Raw genomic sequence first — 23,766 nt, 5'->3', positions numbered from 1 at the left:
TACGCTTGCAATATCAGCACTATCAGGAGCCAATCCGCATGACCAAGCCTTACGAAACGGCCCAGCCCGAGCGCAGCGCCATCGACGCAATGCCGGGGCCGATCGCCCTTGATTTCGGCACCAACTGGTGCGGCTACTGCCGCGCAGCCGAGCCGCTCATCGAGGGCGCGCTGGCCGACCACCCCGGCATCGAGCACATCAAGGTCGAGGACGGACCTGGCCGGCCGCTGGGACGCTCGTTTCGCATCAAGCTGTGGCCGACCGTGGTGGTGCTCAAGAACGGGCAGGAAGTCGCGCGCGTGACGCGCCCGGCCGATGCCGACGAGGTACGCGCCGCGCTCGCCAAGGCGGCCGGCGCATGACGGCGGCCACCGCAACGCGCCCGGTCAACCGCCCGGCGACGGTGCTGTTCGCCAGCCTGGCCGGCACCACCATCGAATTCTTCGACTTCTACACCTACGCCAACGCGGCCGTGCTGGTGTTCCCCAAGCTGTTCTTCCCGGCCAGCGATGCCGTGGCGGCGACCATGCAGTCGTTGGTCACGTTCGCGCTGGCCTTCCTGGCGCGGCCGTTCGGCTCGGCCCTGTTCGGCCACTTTGGCGATCGCATCGGCCGCAAGGCCACGCTGGTAGCGGCGCTGCTCACGATGGGTATCTCGACGGTGGTGATCGGCCTGCTGCCGACCTATGCCGACATCGGCATGTGGGCGCCGGTGCTGCTTGCCCTGTGCCGTTTCGGCCAGGGCCTGGGCCTGGGCGGCGAGTGGGGCGGGGCAGTGCTGCTGGCCACCGAGAATGCGCCGCCGAGCCGGCGCGCGTGGTACGGCATGTTCCCGCAGCTGGGTGCGCCGATCGGCTTCTTCCTGTCGTCCGGCGTGTTCCTGCTGCTGTCGCAAACGCTGTCCGACCGCGAATTCTTCGCTTATGGCTGGCGTATCCCGTTCCTGGCCAGCGCGCTCCTGGTGCTGGTGGGCCTGTACGTGCGGCTGACCCTGACCGAGACCCCGGCCTTCCGCGACGTGCTCGACCGCAACGAGCGCGTGCGCGTGCCGGCGTTGACGGTGTTCCGCGAACACCGCCGTCCGCTCGTGCTGGGCACCTTCCTCGCGGTGGCCACCTTCGTCGTGTTCTACATCATGACGGTGTTCACCATGAGCTGGGGCACCAGCGCGTTGCACTACTCGCGCAAGGAGCTGCTGTTGCTGCAGCTGTTCGCGGTGGTGTTCTTCGGGCTGACGATCCCGCTGTCGGCGGTGCTGGCCGACCGGCGCGGCGCGCGCATGGCGATGATCGTGGTCTCGGTGCTGATCGCCGCGTTCGGCCTGTTCATCAAGCCGCTGTTCGGTTCCGGCCACCTGACGCTGGTGACGGTGTTCATGGTGCTGGGCCTGTCCCTGACCGGCCTGACCTATGGCCCGCTGGGCACCTTGTTGTCCGAGCTGTTTCCCGCATCGGTGCGCTACACCGGTTCGTCGCTCAGCTTCAACCTGGCCGGCATCCTTGGCGCCTCGCTGGCGCCCTATATCGCGATGACGCTGGCCACCAACCATGGCCTGCAATACGTGGGCTACTACCTGAGCGCCAGCGCCTTGCTCAGCCTTGGCGCGCTGCTGCTGACCGAGAAGACCCCCGCGGGCGCCGCGTTGCGCTAGCGAGCGCCACCCGCGCACGCTTGAGCTTGCGCGGGCGATGGCCTATGCTGGAAGCACACCAGCGGAGGTGATATGGACGCTTTGCTCAACCTGCTTGCGCGGATCCTGATGTCCCAGATCTTCATCGTCTCGGGCTTCGGCAAGATCACCGGCTATGCCGGCACCCAGCAATACATGCAGGCGGCCGGGGTGCCCGGCTTTCTGCTGCCGATCGTGATCCTGGTCGAGTTGGGCGGCGGGCTTGCGCTGCTGTTCGGTGTCAAGGCGCGCTGGGCGGCGCTGCTGCTGGCCGGGTTCTCGCTGGCCTCGGCCTTGCTGTTTCACCTGCACCCCGGCGACCAGATGCAGATGATTAACTTCATGAAGAACCTGGCCATGGCCGGCGGACTGTTGATGGTCACGCGCCATGGTGCCGGGCGGCCGTCGCTGGACCACCGGCTGGAACGCTCGCCCTGATCCGGGTCAGAACGAATAGACCATCGTCAGCGAGGTCTGCGTATCGGTGTTCTTCTTGTCGGCCGGGACGCTGGTGTCGTTGCGCAGGCTGAAGCCGGCCTTCATCTGCATCGTGCCGTTGATCTTGGTGCTGATCGAGGTCTCTGCGATCGAGTGCGTGTTGGACGTGCCGCGCTCCACGCTCACGTTCTGCACGAACCAGGCCGACGGGCTGACGGCCCAGCGAAACAGCGCCGCGCCGCGCACCGTCACGCCGCTTTCGCTTTCGCCGATCGAGTGCACGCCGTGGAAGTAGCCCGGGCCGATCTCCACGTCGAGCGTCTTGTCGTCCGTCTTGTACCACTGCGAACCGTAACCGACCGCCAGGCTCGAATAGCGGGTGTAGGCGCCGAACTTGTCGTCCACGTGCGAACCGAGCACGAAGGCGCGCTTGCCTTCCTGGAGCAGCTTGAACGCGGCCTTGGCCGACAGCGTGAAGCGCTCGGCCGAGCGCTGCTTGACGCGGTGGCCGTCGTCGGTGGTGACCTCGTCTTCCTTGAAGTAGCCGCTGGCGATGTACTCGTTGCTCCAGTTGGCCGATTCGTGGCGCGCATCGACCTTGCCGGTGAACGAGGTGCCGGTGGTGTTACCCGACGTGGTGATCGCGCCCATCTCGGCCGAGGTGAACCAGCCGCCATCCGGCAGCGTGGTGGGCGGCTTGACCGTCAGCGGCGCGTGCACGTTGATGGTCTCGCCCGGCTTGGCGGTCGGGACGGGATCGGCCAGCTCGTCGGCCAAAGCGGGAATGGAAACGGCGGCGGCGAGCGCCAGCGCGAAAAGCGATTGAGATTTCATAGGCATCCGTGCGGCTGGCGCATGCGCCGCGCCGAGCGCGCGGCGGGGCCAGCCCGTCTTTCGTGAGTCGCCCGCCCGGCTTGGAGCGCGCGTGGCGCGCCGTGCGGCTGAGTTCACATTGTAGCCCGAAAGACGAGCCGGCGCGACCGCCGGCGATGCCTTTTGTCAGGTGCCGATGTAGACGATCTTGAAAGCGAACAGCGCGGCGATCACCCAGATCACCGGCTTGACCTCGCGTGCGCGGCCGGTCAGCAGCTTGAGCACCGCGTAGGTGATGAAGCCGAATGCGATGCCTTCCGCGATCGAATACGTGAAGGGCATCAGCAGCGCGGTGATCGCGGCCGGAATGCTCTCGGTGGTGTCCGCCCATTCGATGTCGACCAGGTCGCGCAGCATCAGGCAGGCCACGAACAGCAGGGCAGGCGCGGTGGCATAGGCCGGCACCACGCCGGCCAGCGGCGCGATGAACAGGGCGGCCAGGAACAGCACCGCAACCGTCAGGGCGGTCAGGCCCGTGCGGCCGCCAGCCTGCACGCCGGCCGCGCTTTCGATGTAGGCGGTGGTGCTCGAGGTGCCCAGCATCGAGCCGGCGAGGATCGCCGCGCTGTCGGCCAGCAGCGCCTTGTTCAGGCGGTCCATCTTGCCCTCGACCAGCAGGCCGGCGCGGCTGGCCACGCCCATCAACGTGCCGGTGGCGTCGAACAGTTCGACCAGGAAGAACACCAGCACCACATTCAGGATGCCGCTGGAGAGGGCGCCCGGGATATCCAGCTTGAGCAGCGTCGGGGCGATCGACGGCGGCGCCGAGAACACGCCATGGAAGACGTTCCCGCCGAAGAAGAACGAAAGCACGGTCACGACGATGATGCCAATCAGGATGGCGCCCTTCACGCGTAGCTTGTCGAGCGTGACGATCAGGAAGAAGCCGAGGATTGCCATGATGGCCTCGGGCTTGTGCAAATCACCCGCCTTCACCAGCGTGGGTTCGCTGCCGACCACGATGCCGGCGCTCTTTAACGCAATCAGCGCCAGGAACAGGCCAATACCCACCGTGATGGCGGTGCGCAGCGACTTGGGGATGCCGGCCACGATCATGCCGCGCAGGCCCAGTACCGTGACCAGGATGAACAGGCAGCCCGACACGAACACGGCGCCCAGCGCCGCCGGCCAGGCGATGCCCATGCCCAGCACCACCGCAAACGCAAAGTAGGCGTTCAGGCCCATGCCGGGCGCCATGGCGATCGGGTAGTTCGCGTACAGGGCCATCACGGCCGATCCCAGCGCGGACACGAGACAGGTGGCGACGAACACGGCGTCTTTCGGCACGCCGGCCGTGCCCAGGATCGACGGGTTGACGAAGATGATGTACGCCATCGTCAGGAAGGTGGTCAGGCCGGCGATCAGTTCGGTGCGGACGTTGGTGCCGTTCTCTCGGAGTTTGAAAAGGTTTTCGAGCATGGTAGCGATCTGTGGTGGATGAGCGGCCGCGCCCGGCGCGATGACGAAAGCATAACATCGTTTCACTATCGCATTGTCCGGCGGCGGCGCGTGGCGGAATTCTACCTGCTGGCCCTTGAAAGTTCGACAAACCGGCGAAAAATTTCTCGGTTTCGCCGGCCGAACCGCGGCGAGGTGGATTTGATACCATGTCGGTTTGATCAAACTGTCGGACTCCCATGCCCCGTAACAAGCGTCCCCTGCCGAGAAAGTCAAACAACACGCCGCAGCCCAATCCCGACGCGCAGCTGCGCGAGCTGTCGATGCTCGCGCTCACCGTCATCGAGCGCGGCGAGGCCGGCACGGACAGCCCGCGCGAGGAGGAGCTGCTCACCCTGGTGCGGCGCGCGCTGCGCCGCAAGCATGACGAGGTGCTGTATGGCGCCGTCGAATTCACCAAGCTGTCCGACCCCGACGCCTGCCGCTACCTGCGCGACCGTATCGAGGAAGAGGCGGCCAGCCAGCGGATCCGCCGCGAAGGCGCGCCCGAGCTCGAAATCGACGCGTTCCTGGTGCCGCTGTTCGTGCGCAGCATCGGCGGGCTGAAGGAAGACCAGGTGTTCCAGGACGAGGCCGCGTTCGACGAGCTGGTGCGCAGCTTCAAGCGCGATGGCCTGGAAAGCGAACAGGCCAGCGTGGTGCTGGTGCGCCACCTGTACGACCTGGAGGAAGTGAACGCGATCACCTACGGCACGCTGCACGAGATCGTGCGCGAGGCCGCCGGCTCGATGACGTCGAAGAAGCCCACCCCGGTGCCGCTGCTGGAAGCGTCCATGCGCGGCTGGAGCGGCGAGGACTTTGCGCCGGACGACGAGGCGATGGAACTGCGCTTCCTGTTCGGCTTTTCGCTTAAGCGCGCCGACGACCCGTTCTATGAGGTGCCGGAAGACGAGGCGGGCAGCGAAGCCTATTTCGACGCGCGCATGGAGCGCTACCGCGCGTGGACCCGGCAGGCCGCGCCGCTGCTCAAGCGCTGCTTTGCGGCCGTGCCAGACGCCCTGGAGGTCAACTTCCTGTACCAGGACCTGTTCTTCGGCGCCCGCGCCCAGGGTGCAGAGGAGTTGGCGATGCTGGTGTCGCTGGCCGAGGTCAACCATGTGCTGGGCAAGCATGCCCTGGCGCTGGAAGATGCGCGTGCCGTGGTCGCGGTGCTCGACGGCGGCGAGAACGCGCTGCTGCGCACCAACCTCTATCGCGGCGACGAACTGGTTGGCACGCTGGACCGGCCGATCGACCTGTCGGCGGACCTGGGCGAAGAACTCGACACGATGTGCGAGGCGCTGCTGTCGTTCGGTGTTGGCGTGGTCGAGACGGCGGCCGACTTCACCGAGGAAGGCCAGCCCGAAGGCGCCGAGCGCTTCGAATCGGCCTGAACCGGTTTTGTAGGGTGGGCGGGTCTCCGCCCACGCGTACAAACCATCTCCGCGTAGTGGCCCGGCACGCCCGTGTTGAACGCGTGGGCGGGAAACCCGCCCACCCTACGCATCCCATTATTCGCCGCCGCTTCCCCTCGCGCGTACGCGCGCGCCCGCGCACGCTTGCGCACATGATGAGTTTTCGTAGTGTTTTTTCTTGAATCGTTGTAGGACTGGGCCGACATTCGGCTTCCGGCCTAGGCAGCCTCTCCTATGAAACGCCTGTTGGCGGTACATACATTCCATTTCCACAGGGAAAAATTGCAATGTATAAATGAAAATCTTAGAAAAGTAGCATGTTACGATTTCCCGGTCTGGCGTGGTTCGGCCAGGTGCCACAAGCCCTCGTGCCGACGACCCGCGCAGCAACTCCCAGATCAATCAAAACAGCCACAAAGGCGAAAGGAAAACTGAACATGCCGACCCTGATCGTGTTTTGCCACTTGCGTTGGGATTTTGTGTTCCAGCGCCCACAGCACTTGATGACGCGCCTGGCGGAACACTACCAAATCCTGTTTGTCGAGGAACCGGTCTATCACGAGGGGCAGGCACACCTGAAGAAAACGGCGGTTGCGCCGAACATTACGGTGTGCCAGCCGCATACCGCGATCCATGCCCCGGGCTTCCACGACGACCAGATCCCGACCCTGCAGACCCTGCTGGCGGACCTGGTGCCCGAGGGCGAACAACCCGTCGTCTGGTTCTACACCCCGATGGCCCTGCCGCTGCTGCAAGGGCTGCACCCCGCGCTGGTGGTCTATGACTGCATGGACGAACTGGCAGCATTCAAGAATTCGCCGAAACAGCTGCTGCAGCGCGAGACCGCGTTGCTGAACATCGCCGACCTGGTCTTCACCGGCGGCCCCAGCCTGTACGAGGCCAAGAAGGAGCGCCACAACAACGCGCACTGCTTCCCGAGCAGTGTCGATGCCGCCCACTTCCGCAAGGCGCTCGACCGCGCCAGCAGCCACCCGAGCCAGGAACCGTATGCCGGGCCGCGCCTGGGCTTTTACGGCGTGATCGACGAGCGTTTCGATACCGAGCTGGTCAAGGCCATGGCCGAGGCGCATCCGGAATGGAACATCGTGCTGGTCGGCCCGGTGGTGAAGATCGACCCGGCCGCGTTGCCGCGGGCCAGGAACATCCACTACCTCGGCCAGCAGGACTACAAGGCCTTGCCGCAGTTCCTGGCGGGCTGGGACGTGTGCCTGCTGCCGTTCGCCTTGAACGAATCGACGAAGTTCATCAGTCCGACCAAGGTGCTCGAGTACATGGCAGCCGAGCTGCCGGCGGTGTCCACCCCGATCACCGACGTCAAGGTGCCGTATGGCGACGTGGTGGCGATTGCCGAAACGCCGGAACAGTTCATCACTGCCTGCGAGCGTGCGCTGGCCGCGTCAAGCGAGCAGAAGGCCGCGATGGCGCGGCGCATGCGCGAGATCGTCGCCCGCACCTCGTGGGACAACACGGCAACGAGCATGCACCAGCTGATCCAGGCCACGGCGCCGGGCAACAAGGCGCACCGCCTGGTGGCGCACGGCGGCGACGCCGGTGCGCAGGTGAACCCGCTGCCGGTGCAGGCGGCGCAGAAGTCGTCTTACCGCAACGTGATCATCGGCGGCGGCCCGACTGGCCTGTCGGCGGCCTACCACCTGGGCGCGGATACCGTGCTGCTGGAGCGTAACCAGACCATTGGCGGCTGGTGCCGCTCGATCGAGGACAATGGCTTCACCTTCGATTACGCCGGCCACATCATGTTCTCGAACGACCCCTACGTGCTGAAGATGTACGAGGTGCTGCTGGGCGATAACGTGCACTGGCAGAACCGCGAGGCCTGGGTGTACAGCAAGGGCGTGTACACCCGCTACCCGTTCCAGGGCGCGCTGTACGGCCTGCCGCCGACGGTCATCACCGAGTGCGTGATGGGGGCGATCGAAGCGCGCTACGGCGTGGACGAGGCGGCCGAATCGCTCGATGCAACTCAGATCGAGGATTGCTGCGCCGACGGCACCACCGACGTGTGCAACACCGACAAGTCGGTCAAGGGCCAGGTCCGCAACTTCGAGCAGTTCATCTACAAGGTCTGGGGCAAGGGCATCGCCAAGCACTTTGCGATTCCATACAACCGCAAGATCTGGACCGTCCCGCTGACCGAGATGGAAACCTCGTGGCTCGGCGGACGGGTGCCGCTGCCGAACCTGGAGGAAATCATTTCCGGCGCGCTGGAGCCGGTGGCCAAGCCGATGGGCCCGAACGCGCGCTTCGGCTATCCGCTCAAGGGCGGCTTCCAGGCGCTGATGGACGGCTTCAAGCCGCACATCAAGGGAAAAGTCGAGACCAATGCCGACGTGGTGCAGGTGCTGCCGCGCGAGCACGTGGTGGCGCTGGCCGACGGCCGCCGCTTCCGCTACGACAACCTGGTCTCGACCATGCCCTTGCCGGAGTTGGTCAAGCTGATCGGCGACGAGGCGCCGGAAGAGGTTCGCGCCGCGGCCAAGGGCCTGCGCCATGTGTCGATCCGTTGCGTGAACATCGGCATCGACCGCGTGGCAACCGACAAGCACTGGATCTACTACCCGGAAGACACGATCTTCCACCGCATCTTCGTGCAGGGCAATGCCAGCCCGCAGTGCAACCCGCCGGGCGGCTTCGGCTTCACGTGCGAGATCTCGTACTCGCCGTACAAGCCGCTGCCGGTCGATGGCGACGAGCTGATCGCACGCGCGATCGAGGACTGCCGCAAGGTCGGAATGATCCAGCCGGGCGACAAGATCCTGGCGGCCAACCAGGTGGACATGCCGATTGCCTATGTGTTGTATGACCACAACCGCGCAAAGAACGTGGAGACCTGCAAGGCCTGGCTGAAGCAGTTCGACATTACCCTGGCCGGCCGCTACAGCGAGTGGGAGTACTACAACTCGGACCACGCCCTGCTGGCTGGCAAGAAGGCGGCCGACACGGTGCTGGCACTGCAGGCCGCCGCCGACGCGGCGCAGGCATCGGCCGCGCCAAAGCAGGGGCAGCAAGCACAGGCCGAATAGGGGCGCATGTTCGTGCTTCTGCCCGCATGCGGTCGTTGAACGCGTGGGCGGAATCCGCCCACCCTACGAAGGGCCGAGACCGGTAGGGTGGGCAGATTCTGCCCACGCGTTCAACCAGCCTGGATGATGCCCCGCCTCAAACCGTTTCCCATTCCTCCGTCTGCAGCGCCAGGCGCGGTGACGCTGCCGGCTGCGCCACGCTCAATTCGCGCTGCGCAGGGGCGGCTTGTTCATCGATCCGGAACACCTGCACCAGCTCGGCCAGCCTGGTCGCCTGTTCCTGCATTGCTTCGGCCGCAGCCGCCGCCTCCTCGACCAGAGCGGCATTTTGCTGCGTGGTTTGGTCCATCTGCGCGATGGCCTGGTTGACCTGCTCGATTCCGGAAGTCTGCTCGTAGCTGGCAGTGGTGATTTCGCCCATGATTGCCGTCACGCGCTCGACGCTGGACACGACCTCCTTCATGGTTGCCCCGGCCTGGTCCACCAGCCTGGTGCCGGCTTCCACCTTGCCCACCGAGTCGTCGATCAGCTGCTTGATTTCCTTGGCTGCCGCCGCGGATCGTTGCGCAAGCGTGCGCACCTCGCCTGCCACCACTGCAAAGCCGCGCCCTTGTTCACCGGCGCGCGCCGCTTCCACGGCCGCATTCAGGGCGAGAATATTGGTTTGAAATGCAATGCCGTCGATCACGCCGATGATGTCGACGATCTTGCGTGCCGAGGTGTTGATCGAGCCCATTGTCTGCACCACCTGGCCCACCACTTCACCGCCCTTGGTCGCGACGGACGAGGCGCTGCCCGCCAGCTTGTTGGCTTGCTGGGCGTTGTCGGAATTCTGCTTGACGGTCGAGGTAAGTTCCTCCATCGACGAGGCGGTCTCCTCGAGCGAGCTGGCCTGCTCCTCGGTGCGCGAGGACAGGTCCAGGTTGCCCGCGGCGATCTGGGCCGAGGCGGATGCGATTGCGTCGGTGCCGTTGCGCACCTGCCCGACGATGGAGGCGAGGCTGTCGCGCATGCTTTTCATCGCGAACAGCAGGCTGGTCTGGTCGCCGGGGCGCAGATTGATCTCGGTCACCAGGTCGCCCGCGGCAATGCGTTCGGCGATGGCCGCCGCGTGTGCCGGTTCGCCGCCCAGCTGGCGCGTCAGCAGGCGCGTCATGGTGACGCCCATGATGATGCCGGCGCCCAGCCCGCACAGCACCAGCACCAGCATGGTGGTGCGGCTGGTGGCGTACAAATCGGCGCTGGCCTGGGCCACGCGCGCGGCGTTGGTTTCCTTCAACCGGCTCAGTTCGCCCAAGGTTTCGGTCACAGGGGCGAGCGTGGTCGAATAGGTGCCAAACAGGAAGGCGATGGTGTCGCTGCGTGCTTGCAGCGGCTCGGCGCGGATGCGCTTGACCAGTTCATCGGCCAACGGCAGGTAGGCTTGCAGCTGGTTGTCCAGTCCCCCGAGCAGCGCCTTGCCGCGCTCGGTGACGAACAGGGGACGGGCCTGCGCCAGGTTCTGCTGCAGCAGGTCGCGTTGCTTCTGTGCATCCTCGAGGTATTGGTTGCGCAGCTGCTCGGTCGGGGCGAGCAGGGCATTGCGCAGGGCGCGTCCCAGGTTGGTCAGGCTCAGGTTCGCGTCCTTGATCCTTGAGACGCCCACCAGTTCCTGTTTGTAGATCACGTCGGATTGCTCGTTGAGCTTGCCCATGTTGCGAATACCGATGCCGGCAACCACGGCGCCAATCAGGGCGACGATGATGAAACCAAACAGCAGTCTGGTGCTGATCTTCACATCTTTGAACAATTTTTTCTCCAGCAGAAAAGCAAACGGGTGTACCAGGCGGCACGGCCGCGAAGCGAGCGCTTCGCCAAGCGTGATGAGGGATCGTCGTGGCGCAGCGCCGGGCAGCGCCGCGAATTCAACCAGATCAAGAATACGGGGCTGACATTACGTTGTGCTTACGGCCCGGTCACACGCGCAAAGCGCCATGCAACACAGTTATGCAATTGTTCACGCGGCTCCTGCATGCGCCCCGTGGCGCCGTGTGCGCTTCACGCTGCGGGCACGATGTTCTGGTTTTGCCGGAACAGGTTGTGCGGGTCGTAGCGTTGCTTGATGGCCTTGAGCCGCGCATAGTTGCCGCCGTATGCGGCAGCGATGCGTCCGCCTTCGTCCTGCGTCATGAAATTGATGTACACGCCGGTGCTGGCGTACGGGGCGGTCTCGGCGAAGAAGGTGCGCGCCCAGCTGATGCACGCTTCATCCTCGCCCGGCGCGGTCCAGCGGCCGTGCACGTTCATCACGTACAGCGCATCGCGGTGCGGGTAGGCGATGGCGTCGGCGGCCAGACGCGACGCCTGCCCGCCGAGCAGGCCGAGAAAGATTTCGGTATGGGCCGACGGCAGCGCGCCGGCGTGGCGCACCACGGTGTCGATGGCCTCGTCGCCCAGGTCGGCGAAGTTGTGCGACTTCCAATAATTGCGTGCGCCTGGCGCCAGCATCGGGTCGAAGATGCGCTGCCAGGCCACGTAGGGCATGGCGCCGGCCATCTCGCCGTGCGGGTTGCCGAATGCGCGCACCAGGTCCAGCTCGGCGCTCACGTCGTCCGGGGGCAGCGGCGAGAAGAAGGCCATGACGACAACCTCGTTGCCGTGTACGTTTTCCGGCAGGAAGGGCAGGGGCGGGGCCTTGCGCAGCACGGCCCACACGCTGACGTCGTCGCCAAGCTGGGGCACCAGGTTGCGGTAGCGCGTCAGCACCTGGCGCGCCTGGTCGAACGGGAACACGATCAGCGCGGCGGTTACCAGCGGCCCTACTGCGTGCAGGGCGAACTCGAAGGTGGTGACGACGCCGAAATTGCCGCCGCCGCCGCGGATCGCCCAGAACAGGTCGGGGTGCTCGGTGGTGCTGGTGCGCAGCAGCTCGCCGCCGGCGGTGACGATCTCGGCCGACAGCAGGTTGTCGGCGCTGAGCCCGTACTTGCGGCTCAGCCAGCCAAAGCCGCCGCCGAGGGTGAGTCCGGCCACGCCGGTCGTCGAGTTGATGCCCAGCGGCGTGGCCAGGCCAAACGACTGCGTCTCGTGGTCGACGTCGGCCAGCAGCGCGCCGCCCTGCACCCAGGCACGGCGCGCGCTGTTGTCCACGTGCACCGCGCGCATGCGCGACAAATCGATCACGAGCCCGTCGTCGCACAGCGCGTTGCCTGCGATGTTGTGGCCGCCGCCGCGCACGGCCAGGCGCAGGCCGTTGTCGCGCGCAAAAGCCAGTGCGGCGCGCACGTCGGCGCTGTCGGCGCAGCGCACGATCAGCGCCGGGTGCTTGTCGATCATGGCGTTCCAGATTTGGCGCGCGCTGTCGTAGCCGGCGTCGGTGCCTTGCAACAGGTCGCCGCGCAATTGCCCGCGCAGGCCATCAATGGCTGTTTCCTGTAACGTGTTCATCATCCCCTCCTGTGGCTGGGGCGCGTTTCGCTCCAACGGTGCGACAGTATCGCGCGCGGCGCCGCGCAATTGGACGCCCGGGCCTTCGGTGCTGATGCCCGAAGCGCCAACTTTGAGAGGGATCATGGATGCATGCGATGTTCGGAAGGCCGCGCAACACAATCGGCGGCCGGACGCAAAAAAGCCGGCGCGGGCAACCGTATTCCAGTGTGCCCGCGCCGGCGTTCTTCAGGCGCCCTCAACGGGCGCCCTCAGTGATGGCGATCAGCGACGGCCGCCGTGGCCGCCGTTGTTGTTGCCGCCGCCTTGGTTGCCGGCATTGTTGCCGCTGCCCGAGCGCGAGCCCGAGTTGCTGCCGCTTTGCTGGTTGCCGTCGTTTTTGTGCGACTGGCGGCCGGCTTCGCGTGCTTCTTCCGAATTGAATTCGTGGGCGTGGCCCGAAGCGTGTGCTGCGCGGCCGCCCTCCGAAGCGATCTCACGCTGCTTTTGCGGATCCATCGAGGCAAAACCGCGGTTGCTGTTGCCGCCGCTTTGGTTGTTGCCGCCGTTACCACCTTGGTTGTTGCCACCTTGGTTGTTACCGCCTTGGTTGTTCGATGCCATGATCGTTCTCCTTAATCGAATCGTTCGAATGGATTACTGCGTCCCCTGCCGGATCAGTGTCAACTGACAGGCCGATCGGGGAGAGGCGAGGTCATCTTAAGCGGGGGAAGGGTAGGACAGAATAGGACAGGGCAGGGCAGCCTTGTAGGATGAGTCCGGCTAACTTGCGCAGAGAAATCTAATGCCTCATCGCACGGTCGGACACGGGCGCGACAGGCGCGGGGCCGGCACGCGCGCCGATGTCGCCGGGCTGCCGGTCGAACACGCGCACGATCGACATGGGATGCGCGAACTGGATATGTTCCTGTTCGAAGCGCCGGTAGAGCGCAAGAAAGATTTCCTGTTGTGTGTCCAGGTGCGCGAACCAGTCCGGGCTGCGAAACACGTACACCACTTCGTAGTTGAGCGACCATTCGCCGTAGGACATGAAGTGGCAATGCTCGAAGTCCACCGGATGCGCGCCGACGATCTCGCGGATGATGGCCGGCACCGCGCGCAGCTTTTCCTCGGGCGTGCCGTAGGCGACGCGCACGGTGAAGGCAACGCGGCGCCGTTCCAGTCGCTTGTGGTTGTGGATGCGGCTCTTGAGCAGGTCGCCGTTGGAGAACACCACTTCCTCGCCGCCCAGGCCGCGCACGCGGGTGGTCTTCAGGCCGATGTGTTCGACCCAGCCGAGGACGTCGCCGACGATGATGAAGTCGCCCAGCTCGAACGGCTTGTCGAGCATGATCGACAGCGACGCGAACAGGTCGCCCAGGATGTTCTGCACCGCCAGCGCCACCGCGACGCCGCCGATGCCCAGGCTGGCCACCAGGGTGGTGATGTTAAAGCCGAGATTGTCGAGCACCATCAGGAACGCGACGACCCACAGCGACAGGCGCAGCACGAAGCACAGCACGGCGCTGGAGGCGCGCCGCCCGCCGTCGCCGGGTGCGTTGTTGCGGTAGCGGTCGCGCCATGCGCGCAGGCCCACGTCGCCCCACACCGCCGCTTGCAGCAGCAGGACGGTGATCGCGATCCGGGTGAGGATCAGCGCCGGGTGCGCGCGGATTTCCAGGAACTGCGCGCCGATGTAGGCGCCGACGGCCAGGATCGCGAAAGTGTGGGTGGACGCGAGCACGGCGACGACCAGGTCGTCCAGCGTGGTCTCGGTGCGCCCGGCCAGCTTGCGCAGCCGGCACAGCATGTAGTAGCGCAGCGCGTACAGCACCGTCAGCGTGACGGCACCGGCCAGCAGGGCGGCGCTCCAGCGTTCGATTGAATTACCCCAGAACACAAAATCCATGCGGTCCCCGACGGTGTCAGCCTTTTGAAGGGGCATAGTGTGCGGCGATCCCGCGGCCGGGGTGCGCACAATTGACATTCGGAAGGGCCGCGCATACATTGCCTTTAGTGCATCGAATATGCCACCCGCGGGCCATGATTGCCGACATTCAAACAAGAATCTTGCTCGTCGACGACCAGCCTGCCAACCTGACCGTCCTGGCGACGGTCCTTGCCGACCTGGGACCGCAACTGGTGGCGGTCGATTCCGGCGAAAAGGCGCTGCGCGCACTGCTCGAGCACGAGTTCGCGCTGGTGCTGCTGGACCTGCGCATGCCCACCATGGACGGGTTCGAGACCGCGCGCCTGATCCGCGAGCACCCGCGCACGCGTTCGGTGCCGATCATCTTCATGACCGCTGCCGAGGAGCCGGCGTTCCCGGTGGACGAAGCCTACGCGCTGGGCGCGGTCGACTACCTGACCAAGCCGGTCAACCCGGCGGTGCTGCGCGCCAAGGTCTCGGTGTTCGTCGACCTGTACCGCAAGAACGCCGAACTGGCGCGCCTGATGACGCGGCAGCACCAGGACGCTCTCAGGAAGCGCGACCAGCGCCTGCGTCTCATCCTCGACAATGTGCGCGACTACGCTTTCATCGGCACCGATGTGGAGCGTCGCGTGACCGAATGGGAAGGCGGGGCCGCGGCGATCACCGGCTGGAGCGCGCAGGAGGCAATCGGGCGCAGCGCGGACATGCTGTTCGATGCGCAGGAACGCCAGGCCGGTGCGCCGGAAGACGAAGCGCGCCGCGCGCTGGAGAACGGGAACGCCCAGGACCGGCGCTGGCACCTGCGCCGCAACGGCAGCCGGTTCTGGGCAGACGGCGTGATGGTGGCACTGCGCGACGAGGGCGGCGGATTGCGTGGCTTTGCCAAGATCCTGCGCGACGCCACCGCCGAGCGGCTGGCCGCCGAACGGCTGGCGCAGAGCGAAAAGCAGCTGGGCGAGAGCATGGAGCGCTTCGCCCTGCTGCTCGAATCGGCGGGCGAGGCGATCATCGGCCTGGGCATGGATGGCACCTGCACCTTCATGAACGCGGCCGGCGCGGCCATGCTGGGGTTTCGGCCGGGCGAGCTGCTCGACACCAATGTGCACGAGCGCATCCACCACCATCGCGAGGACGGCTCGCCGCACCCGGTAGAAGAGTGCCCGATCCTGGACGCGGTACGCAACGAGCGCGTGCTGCGTGGCGAGGACGTGTTCTGGCGCGCCGACGGCAGCATGGTGCCGGTGGCGTTCTCGGTGCACCCGATGATCGTGGGCGGGCGCGCCACCGGGGCGGTGCTCACCTTCACCGACATCACCGGGCGCCGCCAGGCCGATGCGGAGCGCGAGCGCCTGAACCGGGAACTGCGCACGGCCAACGACCGGATGATCGACATCTTCTACCGCGCGCCCGCATTCATGGCGGTGATGCGCGGGCCGGAGCACGTGTTCGAGATGGTCAACGAGCGCTATCTCGCGCTGATCGGCGCGCGCGAGGTGATCGGGCGCCCGGTGCGCGAGGCGCTGCCCGAGGTGGAAGGCCAGGGCTTCTTCGAGCCGCTCGACCAGGTGTACCGCACGGGCGAAGCCTACGAGGGCAGCAACGTGCGCATGCTGCTGCAACCGGACGGCGCCGGCGACCGGCTGGAGGAGCACTTCGTCGACTTCATTTACCTCGCGCTGCGCGAGCCGGACGGCAGCATCGCCGGCGTGCTGGTGCATGGCGTGGACGTGAGCGAGCGCACCCGGGCCAACCTGCTGGCGGTCGGCCAGCGCGGCGCGCTCGAGCTGGCGGTGACCGATGCGCCGCTGGCGGACGTGCTGGACGTGCTGGCACACACCGCCGAGGACTATGCCGGCGGGGCCGCGCTGGCCGCAGTGCAGCTGGCTGAGCCGGACGGCGTGCACCTGCGCCACGCGGCCGCCCCATCGCTGCCTGCAAGCCTGCGCGAGGCGTTCGACCGCCTGCCGGTGGCGCCGCTGTCCGGCAGCAGCGGCGCGGCGGCCTGGCGCGCCGAGCCGGTGGTGAGCACCGACATCGACACCGATCCGTTATGGGAGTCCCTGCGCGAGGTGGCGCTCGAACACGGCCTGCGCGCCGCGCACTCGGTGCCCATCCTGGCGCCGTCGGGCGCGGTGCTGGGCACCTTCAGCTGGTACTTCCGCGAACACGGCGCACGGCCGGCGCACGAAACCGAGGCGATGGCGCTGCTGGCCAACACGGCCTCGCTGGTGATCGGGCAGCGTCACGAGGCGCAGGAGCGGCAGGCGGCCGAGGAGCGCTCGCGCAACATCCTGGAGAGCATGAGCGAGGGCTTCCTGGCGGTGGACCGCGAATGGCGCGTGACCTACGCCAACCGCGCGGCCGAGGAAGTGGCGCAGATGAGCCGTGAAGAGATGGCCGGCGGCGTGTTCTGGGAGCTGTTCCCGCACGTGCGCGGCACCGTGCGCGAGCAGGCCTACCGGCGCACCGCGGCCGAGCGTGTGCGCACGCGCATCGAGGCCTACCTCGACCCGCACGGCCGCTGGTTCGAGATCAACAGCTTTCCCACGCCGGACGGCGGCATCGCGCTGTACTTTCGCGACGAGACCGAAAGGCGCCGGGCGGAAGAGGACATCCGGCGCCTGGCCGCGCTGGCCGAGCAGTCGTCCGACTTCATCGGGCTGTTCACGCCGGACGCCGGCGGCATCTATCTTAATCCGGCCGGGCGCGCGCTGGCCGGGCTGGCGCGCGATGCCAACATCGAGGCCTGGCGCCTGCTCGATTTCGTGGCGCAGGACAGCCGCGATTTTTTCCGGAACGAGGTGCTGACTGCACTGACCGGCACCAAAGCCCAGTGGGAGGGCGAACTGCGCTTTGCGCGCGCCGGCGGCGGCGCTACCTTCCCGGTCTATTTCAAGGGCTTCGTGGTGCGCGATGCGGCCGGCCACCACCTGGGCCTGGCCACCATCACGCGCGACATCACGGGCCAGAAGGCGGCCGAGGACGAGTTGCGACGGGTCGCGGCGGACTTGTCCGAGGCCGACCACCGCAAGAGCGAGTTCCTGGCCACGCTCGCGCATGAGCTCAGGAATCCGCTGGCGCCGATCCGCACGGGCCTGGACCTGCTGCGCATCGGCGCCGGCAACGCACAGACCGCCGAGCGCGTGCACGACATGATGGAGCGCCAGCTCGGGCACCTGATCCACCTGGTGGACGACCTGCTCGACATTGCCCGCATCACGCGCGGCAAGATCGAGCTGAAGAAGGAGCCGGTGGACCTGCGCGCGGTCGTCGCCACCGCGCTCGAGACCAGCGCGGCCATGATCGAGGGCAGCGGGCACACGCTGTCGGTGCAGCTGCCCGACGAGCCCTTGATGCTGGCGGCCGACGTCACGCGGCTGGTGCAGGTGTTGTCCAACCTGCTCAACAACGCAGCCAAGTACACGCCCGCCGGCGGCCATGTGGGGCTCAAGGCATGGCGCGAGGATGGGCAGGCGGTGGTCGAGGTGTCCGACAGCGGCGTGGGCATTCCGCCAGAGGCGCTGGGCGCCGTGTTCGAGATGTTCACCCAGGTGCGCGGCAGCATCGATCGCGCCCAGGGCGGGCTCGGCATCGGGCTGTCGCTGGTGCGCCGGCTGGTCGAGCTGCATGGCGGCCGGGTGAGCGCGGCCAGCGCCGGGCGCGGCAAGGGCAGCACGTTCACGGTGCGCTTGCCGCTGCGCCAGGCGCAGGCCGGCGCCACCGGCGCGGCCGCGCCGCACGCCGCCCACGAACCGGATGCGCGACCGCTGCGGGTGCTGGTGGTGGACGACAACGCGGACGCCGCCGAGAGCCTGGCCGAACTGCTGGGGCTGCTGGGGCACACGGTCAGGGTCGCCCACGACGGACCGCAGGGCTACCAGCTGGCCAGGGAGTTCCGGCCGGACCTGGTGTTCCTGGACATTGGCCTGCCCGGCATGTCCGGGCACGAAGTGGCGCGCGCGATCCGCCGCACCAAGGGCCTTGAGCGCGTGGTGCTGATCGCGCTCACCGGCTGGGGCGCGGCGCGCGACATGGCGCGCTCGCACGAGGCGGGCTTTGACCAGCACCTGACCAAGCCGGTCAGCTTTGAAGCGCTGGAGCAGGCCTTTGCCGCGGCCTGGGAGGCGCGCCGGTGAGCGCCGGCCTGTCGTGCGGCGTGCTGGTGGTGAGCCCGCGGCGCGAGCTGCTGCTGTGCCATGTCACGCATACCGCGAAATGGGACATCCCCAAGGGCATGCGCGACCCGCACGAAAGCACGCTGGAGGCGGCCATGCGCGAGCTGTACGAGGAAGCCGGCATCGCGTTCGCGCCTGCGCGCTTCGAGGATCTGGGTGAGTTCGCGTACCGGCCGGCCAAGCGCCTGCACCTGTACAAGGTGGCGGCACAGGGCGAGCTGGAGAGCCTGGAGCAACTGGCCTGCACCAGCTTCTTCCCGCACCGGGTCACCGGCAAGCCGACGCCGGAGGTCGATGCGTTCCGCTGGGCCGGACGCGGCGAGATCGCGGCCCTGTGCTGGCCGCGCATGGCGCAGGTGCTGCTGTCGCTCGACTGGTAGTTCAGGCCGCGGTGGCCGCCACTTTGGCGAGCACCTGCTCGATCGCTTCGATCGTGGCCGGCTTGGTCAGGTGTTCGTCAAAGCCCGCGCTGGCGCTGCGCGAGCGATCGAGCTCGCCGCCCCAGCCGGTGAGCGCCACCAGCATCACGTTGTCGAAGTTGTGGTCGCGCCGGATCGCACTGGCCACTTCGTAGCCGGACATGCCCGGCATGCCGATATCAAGGAACACCACTTGGGGGCGGAAGCTGTGCATCATGCGCAGCGCCTGCGCTCCGTCGTTGGCGACCGGCGCCGCGTGGCCCATGACGTCGAGCAGGGCGGCCAGGGTTTCGGCGGCGTCGCGGTTGTCGTCCACCACCAGCACCCGCAGCGCAGAGGCGCTTTGCTGGGCGGCGTTCGGCAAGGCAGCGCCGGACAGGGCGGGTGCGCCCTGCGGCGCAAGCGGCAGCCGCACGGTGAACACGCTGCCGGCGCCGGGCCCCTTGCTCGAGGCGACCACCGTGCCGCCATGGAGCTCGACGAAGCTGCGCACCAGCGACAAGCCGATGCCCAGCCCGCCGTGCGGGCGGAAGTCCTCGGCGCCGACCTGGGTGAACATCTTGAAGACGTCGGCCAGCGCCGCCTTCGGGATGCCGACGCCGTTGTCCGCCACCGTGATCACGGCCTCGGCGGCGTCGCGCCTGGCCGACAGCGCAATGTGCCCGCCGCGCGGGGTGTACTTGGCGGCGTTGTTGAGCAGGTTGCTGACGACCTGGGTGATGCGGGTGGGATCGGCGAACAGCGGCACCGGCTCGGCAGGCAGGGCCAGTTCGAGCTGGTGGCGCGAGGCTTCCACCAGCGGCATGCTGGCGTCCACCGCACCCTGCAATACCTGCCCGAGGTCGATCCACTCGCGCTTGAGCTCGACCTGCCCGCGGGTGATGCGGGCCACGTCCAGGAGGTCGTCCACCAGGTGCACCAGGTGGTCGAGCTGGCGGTCCATGATGGCCTGCACGCGTTCCATGGTGGCCGCGTCGCTGCCGGCGCGGCGCATCAGCTGCAGGCCGCTCCTGATCGGCGCCAGCGGGTTGCGCAGTTCGTGCGCGAGCGTGGCCAGGAACTCGGTCTTGAGGCGGTCGGATTCGGCCAGGTCGGCCGCCAGGCGGCGCAGCTCTTCCTCGGCATGGCGCCGCTCGGTGATGTCGTTGAACAGGACCGCGACGCGGCGCAGGGCCGGTGCGCCGATGCGGGTGGCGTACACGTCGTACCAGCGTCCCAGCGCGCGCGCTTCGTGGGTAAAGCGCACCGGCTCGCCCGTGAGCGCGACGCGCCCGTAGATGTCGAACCAGTGCTGCTCATGCGCCGGCGCCAGCGTGCGGATGGTCTTGCCGACCGCGTCTTGCAAGCCGGTGTGGGCGACGAAGGCCGGATTGACCTCGAGGAAGCGGTAATCGCAGGGCAGTTGCTGCGCGTCGAACAGGACCTCGATCACGCACACGCCTTCGTCGAGCGATTCGAACAGGGTGCGGTAGCGTTCCTCGCTGGCCGCCAGCTGCTGTTCGGCCTGGATCTGGCGGGTCGCGTCGATGATCACGCCGCGCAGGCGCAGCGCGCGCGCGTGGCGGTCCAGCTCGACCCGGCCGCGCGCGATCACCCAGCGCCAGCCGCCCGGCGCGCGCAGGCGGAAGGTGGCGTCGTACGTGGCGCCCTCGCGCATCGCCTGGTCGAGCTGGGCGCGGGTGGCGGCCACGTCGTCGGGATGGATCGCCGCGAACCAGCGCGCCAGCGGCGCGCCGTCCAGTTCGGCCGCGGGCACGGCGAACAGGGCGCCCATGCGCGCGTCGGCATGCACGTAATCGGCCTGCACGTCCCAGGTCCAGGTTGCGACCTCGGCCGCCTCGATGGTCGCCTCCAGCCGCGCGCTCGTTTCGAGCAGGGCCGCCTCGGCATGGCGCCGTTCGGTGGCTGTGGCGAAGGCGTCGAGGTAGAAGCGGGCCTTGGCCTTGAGGATGGCGGGCGAGATCGGTTCGGTGACCACGGCGATGGCGCCCGCTTCGTACAGCGGTTCGAGCGGGAACCCCGGGTCCGGCGGCACGCCGAGCACCACCACCGGGGTCTGGCTCGACCGGGGCGTGGCGCGGAAGGTGCGGATGGCGTGCAGCAGCTTGTCGGTGTTGCCGGAGTAGCCGGCCAGGATCAGCGCGAATTCATTGTTGCGCAGATGGGCGAGCGCGGATTCGGCCGAGTCGGCGCGCACCAGCATTTGCCCCAGCTCGCGCGACACGGTTTCGATCACCGGATCGGAGACCGGGCGGTCGCAGACGAACAGGATATGGCCTTGGTCGGGGCGGTTCACGGGCGGCCGCTGCCTTTCCGGGGGCGCGCACACGCAAGGCCGGCCGTCGGCAGGGCAAGGTGGCGGACGGCAGGGGGCGGGCATGGAATGTTCATGTACAGCTCCACACAATAGGAGCGCCGCGCAGCCTTGTCAACGTCCGCGCCGGCGCGCTCAGCGGGTTGCCGGCGGCACTTCGTCGTCGTCTGGCTGGGCGGCGCCCGGAACGCGCGGGGCGGCGTGCTCGGGCGCCTGCCCGATGTGCCGCGCCGCGTCGGACTGCTGGTCGAGGTTGACTTCTTCGGCCACGTCGAAACGGCCGTCGCTGTCGTCCTTTCCTGGGGGCAGCAGGTTCTCCGAGCGGTTCGGCTGGGCCGAGCCGCCGCCTGCGTTGCCCCGGTCATGCTGGTCGGTGCTTGCCATGCTGTCCTCCATGCGCGGGTGATGGGCGCGATTATCGCGCGATGAAGGTTTGGCAAGGCGCACGCTAGCGCGTCTTCGCGCGCGGCAGGTTCTTTTCGAGGATTGCCCACAAGATCAGTCCATACGCCAACAATCGGATCAGGTAATGCAGCGGCGAGTCCTCGCCGCCGTCGTCGTGCAGCGCCGAGTACACCCGGTGCAGCCCTTCGATGAAGAAGGACAGCGCGAAATACAAAAAGAAGCGGTCGCTCGTGTTGCGCCAGAAGCGCAGGAAGAACAGGGCGATGACCAGCGAGGCCATCGCGATCGCGCCGGTGAGCAGGTCGGTCATGGCTCATTCCTTCTCATAGATCAGGCCGTACAGCAGGAGCAGCAGGGCAAGCAGGGCCGAGCCCAGGCGCCCGAACAGGAAGTCGATGTCCGGGAACACCACCTTGTCCAGCAGCAGCAACAGGTTGTTCAAGGTCATCACCGCAAAGCATGAGCCGCTCCAGAACAGCAGGCGGTGGCCGGTACGGCGGTAACTGCCGAACAGCAGCCAGCAGCAGGCCAGTGAGGTCAGGGTGCACAGGATGTAGATGGTTTCCGCCACGTCAGGAGTCCTTTCGCCATCTGAAAGCGTCGGCAAATTGCTGCGCCTTGCGGTCGAGTGAGGAGTGGATCAGGTTGGTGACTTCGACGAGATGGCGTGCGTACAGCTCGGCCAGCGCGTCGATGCGCGACTGCAGCGCCGGCGACGCCGGCTGGTAGCGGTAGCAGCCGGTGGCGGCCGGCTCGCACGGTCCGGCCATGCCGGCCGTGCACAGCGCCTCGAGCAGCCCGTGCGCGACCCGTTCCGAGATGTACAGGCGGCGCGCCAGCGTGTCGGCATGCCACTGCTGGCGGGGATCGGCCCGCAGCAGCAACAATGCCTCGAGGAAGGGGACTGACGGAATGCTGGTAAGCACGAAGCGCCGCAGGTCCTCCGAGAATGTGGCTCTATCCATCGCCAGAAGTTCCGGTATGGAAATATCAAAAAGAATCGGATTCTAGAGCATCAAGGAAAGCTCTGCCTTTTCAATCGTGCGCGCCGTGTTGTGGATGGCACGCCAGGCAATTGTATCTTAAATGTAAATTGTGTGTCAGAAAAATATTTCCTCGAAGTCACATTGCTGGGTTGTAAAATTCTGCGTCGCACGAATCCAGAGAAATATGCTGTCTCCGAAACTGATGCTCGCCGCCGCGCTGCTGTCCTCGTTTGTGGGCGTTGCCGTGGCCGGCGATTGCCCGTCCCATTACGTCGGCGGGCGCCTGCCCGAAATCCACAACCCCAAGCTGGCGAACGGTACCCGCGAACTGTGCTATGGCGAGTTCGGGGTGATGCATTCGGGCGTGACGCGCACCCCGCTGTGGTCCGCCGAACACCTGCGTGCCGAGAACGTGCTGGCCGCCCAGGGCCTGACGCGCGAGAACACCTTCCATGCCGAACCGCGGCTGCCGCCGGCGCAGCGCGCGGAACTGGCGGACTACGCGCGCAGCGGCTTTGACCGCGGCCATATGGCGCCCAACGGCGACATGCCGGACCGCGACAGCCAGCACGAGAGTTTTACGCTGGCCAACATGGTGCCGCAGGATGGCGACAACAACCGTCATGTCTGGGCCGGCATCGAGGGCGCGGTGCGCAAGATGGCGAAGAAGGAGGGATCGCTGTACGTCATCACGGGACCGGCATTCCTGGGCGCCCAGCTGCGCAAGGTGGGTAACGTGATCGTGCCGAGCCATTTGTACAAGGTGGTGTACAGTCCCCGCCAGCAGGCCGGCGCGGCATGGTTCGTCGCCAACGAGGCCGGCGCAGAGCCGCAGGTGCTGTCGATCCCGGAGCTGGAGCGCATGGTCGGCATCGACCTGTTGCCTTCGCTGAGCGCACAGCAGAAGGAGCGCATGCTGCGCCTGCCCAAGGTGCGCCAGGGCGAGCGGCGCCGGCTGTAACAAGGAGAGGTAATGGCAAACAAGAAGAGTTCTTTTGTGCCGTTTGCAAACGAAGCGGACGTGCTGCAGGTCGGCGGGCTGACCGCCGAAAACCGGCTGGACCGGATCACACTGTCCGGCGACATCGACCTGACGGCCGACCAGGCAGGCCTGGCTGCCGCCCGGGTGCTGCACGAGCTGCTTGGCAAGGTGGTTGCGGCGCTGGAGGGACGCGATCTGCCCGAGCGCTTGCCGCCGCCAAACGTCAAGCGCGTGGACAACCCGTTCGCGTAGG

General features: G+C 67.0%; 20 protein-coding genes. 9 read left to right on the top strand and 11 right to left on the bottom strand.

The window, feature by feature from the left end; translation table 11 throughout:
* Window positions 1–38: 38 nt before the first annotated feature.
* From NX774_RS00435 to NX774_RS00425, 3 genes are all read left to right on the top strand, one after another.
* Complete coding sequence (locus NX774_RS00435; RefSeq protein ID WP_258820184.1) at window positions 39–362, top strand: thioredoxin family protein; 324 nt, start codon at window positions 39–41, stop codon at window positions 360–362.
* On the top strand, window positions 359–1,651 hold the full coding sequence (locus NX774_RS00430; protein WP_258820183.1) for an MFS transporter: 1,293 nt from the start codon (window positions 359–361) through the stop codon (window positions 1,649–1,651). The genes NX774_RS00435 and NX774_RS00430 overlap by 4 nt, the downstream gene beginning before the upstream one ends.
* A gap of 72 nt (window positions 1,652–1,723) precedes the next feature.
* Window positions 1,724–2,107, top strand: coding sequence for a DoxX family protein (locus tag NX774_RS00425; protein WP_258820182.1), 384 nt, complete (start codon window positions 1,724–1,726; stop codon window positions 2,105–2,107).
* Between the two features lie 6 nt (window positions 2,108–2,113).
* Here NX774_RS00425 and NX774_RS00420 read toward each other — a convergent pair whose 3' ends face one another.
* Entirely contained in the window at window positions 2,114–2,941 is an 828-nt protein-coding gene (locus NX774_RS00420; RefSeq protein WP_307731078.1) for a DUF481 domain-containing protein, read from the bottom strand.
* A 165-nt stretch (window positions 2,942–3,106) separates the two neighbouring features.
* The gene (locus tag NX774_RS00415) at window positions 3,107–4,399 is read right to left on the bottom strand and encodes an NCS2 family permease (RefSeq protein WP_258820180.1); all 1,293 of its coding nucleotides are present in this window, start codon (window positions 4,397–4,399) and stop codon (window positions 3,107–3,109) included.
* Window positions 4,400–4,617: 218 nt separating this feature from the next.
* On the opposite strand from NX774_RS00415, the gene NX774_RS00410 reads away from it, so the two are divergent.
* Both NX774_RS00410 and NX774_RS00405 read left to right on the top strand, forming a co-directional pair.
* The gene (locus NX774_RS00410; RefSeq protein ID WP_258820179.1) at window positions 4,618–5,811 is read left to right on the top strand and encodes a hypothetical protein; all 1,194 of its coding nucleotides are present in this window, start codon (window positions 4,618–4,620) and stop codon (window positions 5,809–5,811) included.
* 458 nt (window positions 5,812–6,269) lie between these two features.
* The gene (locus tag NX774_RS00405; RefSeq protein WP_258820178.1) at window positions 6,270–8,894 is read left to right on the top strand and encodes an FAD-dependent oxidoreductase; all 2,625 of its coding nucleotides are present in this window, start codon (window positions 6,270–6,272) and stop codon (window positions 8,892–8,894) included.
* Between the two features lie 136 nt (window positions 8,895–9,030).
* Here NX774_RS00405 and NX774_RS23345 read toward each other — a convergent pair whose 3' ends face one another.
* From NX774_RS23345 to NX774_RS00380, 4 genes are all read right to left on the bottom strand, one after another.
* The gene (locus NX774_RS23345; RefSeq protein WP_307731077.1) at window positions 9,031–10,683 is read right to left on the bottom strand and encodes a methyl-accepting chemotaxis protein; all 1,653 of its coding nucleotides are present in this window, start codon (window positions 10,681–10,683) and stop codon (window positions 9,031–9,033) included.
* Between the two features lie 248 nt (window positions 10,684–10,931).
* Entirely contained in the window at window positions 10,932–12,320 is a 1,389-nt protein-coding gene (locus tag NX774_RS00390; RefSeq protein WP_258820177.1) for an FAD-binding oxidoreductase, read from the bottom strand.
* 264 nt (window positions 12,321–12,584) lie between these two features.
* Complete coding sequence (locus NX774_RS00385) at window positions 12,585–12,923, bottom strand: KGG domain-containing protein (RefSeq protein ID WP_258820176.1); 339 nt, start codon at window positions 12,921–12,923, stop codon at window positions 12,585–12,587.
* Between the two features lie 178 nt (window positions 12,924–13,101).
* Window positions 13,102–14,208, bottom strand: a complete 1,107-nt coding sequence (locus NX774_RS00380; protein ID WP_258820175.1) for a mechanosensitive ion channel family protein — start codon at window positions 14,206–14,208, stop codon at window positions 13,102–13,104.
* Between the two features lie 161 nt (window positions 14,209–14,369).
* Here NX774_RS00380 and NX774_RS00375 point away from each other — a divergent pair, with 161 nt between their 5' ends.
* Both NX774_RS00375 and NX774_RS00370 read left to right on the top strand, forming a co-directional pair.
* Window positions 14,370–18,368: a PAS domain S-box protein gene (locus NX774_RS00375; protein ID WP_258820174.1), complete on the top strand. Its 3,999-nt coding sequence runs from the start codon at window positions 14,370–14,372 to the stop codon at window positions 18,366–18,368.
* Window positions 18,365–18,787, top strand: coding sequence for an NUDIX hydrolase (locus NX774_RS00370; RefSeq protein WP_258820173.1), 423 nt, complete (start codon window positions 18,365–18,367; stop codon window positions 18,785–18,787). Before NX774_RS00375 ends, NX774_RS00370 begins: the two co-directional genes overlap by 4 nt.
* A 1-nt stretch (window position 18,788) precedes the next feature.
* Here the strand turns inward: NX774_RS00370 and NX774_RS00365 are convergent, their stop codons facing one another.
* The 5 genes from NX774_RS00365 to NX774_RS00345 form a co-directional block, all read right to left on the bottom strand.
* Window positions 18,789–21,122: a hybrid sensor histidine kinase/response regulator gene (locus tag NX774_RS00365; RefSeq protein WP_258820172.1), complete on the bottom strand. Its 2,334-nt coding sequence runs from the start codon at window positions 21,120–21,122 to the stop codon at window positions 18,789–18,791.
* A 153-nt stretch (window positions 21,123–21,275) separates the two neighbouring features.
* Complete coding sequence (locus NX774_RS00360; RefSeq protein ID WP_258820171.1) at window positions 21,276–21,524, bottom strand: hypothetical protein; 249 nt, start codon at window positions 21,522–21,524, stop codon at window positions 21,276–21,278.
* Window positions 21,525–21,588: 64 nt separating this feature from the next.
* Window positions 21,589–21,855 (bottom strand): DUF5985 family protein, encoded by a 267-nt coding sequence (locus NX774_RS00355; RefSeq protein WP_258820170.1) that lies wholly within the window; start codon window positions 21,853–21,855, stop codon window positions 21,589–21,591.
* A 3-nt stretch (window positions 21,856–21,858) separates the two neighbouring features.
* Window positions 21,859–22,116 carry a DUF5985 family protein gene (locus NX774_RS00350; protein WP_258820169.1) on the bottom strand — a complete coding sequence of 86 codons (258 nt, stop codon included), beginning with the start codon at window positions 22,114–22,116 and terminating at the stop codon, window positions 21,859–21,861.
* A 1-nt stretch (window position 22,117) separates the two neighbouring features.
* Window positions 22,118–22,510 carry a hypothetical protein gene (locus NX774_RS00345; protein ID WP_258820168.1) on the bottom strand — a complete coding sequence of 131 codons (393 nt, stop codon included), beginning with the start codon at window positions 22,508–22,510 and terminating at the stop codon, window positions 22,118–22,120.
* Window positions 22,511–22,715: 205 nt separating this feature from the next.
* Here NX774_RS00345 and NX774_RS00340 point away from each other — a divergent pair, with 205 nt between their 5' ends.
* A complete protein-coding gene (locus NX774_RS00340; protein WP_258820167.1) occupies window positions 22,716–23,492 on the top strand; it encodes a DNA/RNA non-specific endonuclease in 777 nt (258 codons plus the stop codon).
* Window positions 23,493–23,504: 12 nt separating this feature from the next.
* Window positions 23,505–23,765 (top strand): hypothetical protein, encoded by a 261-nt coding sequence (locus NX774_RS00335; protein WP_258820166.1) that lies wholly within the window; start codon window positions 23,505–23,507, stop codon window positions 23,763–23,765.
* Window position 23,766 lies beyond the last annotated feature (1 nt).

Source organism: Massilia agilis (assembly GCF_024756255.1).
Lineage (GTDB): Bacteria > Pseudomonadota > Gammaproteobacteria > Burkholderiales > Burkholderiaceae_D > Telluria > Telluria agilis.
This window is presented reverse-complemented; position numbering and strand designations above follow the sequence as displayed.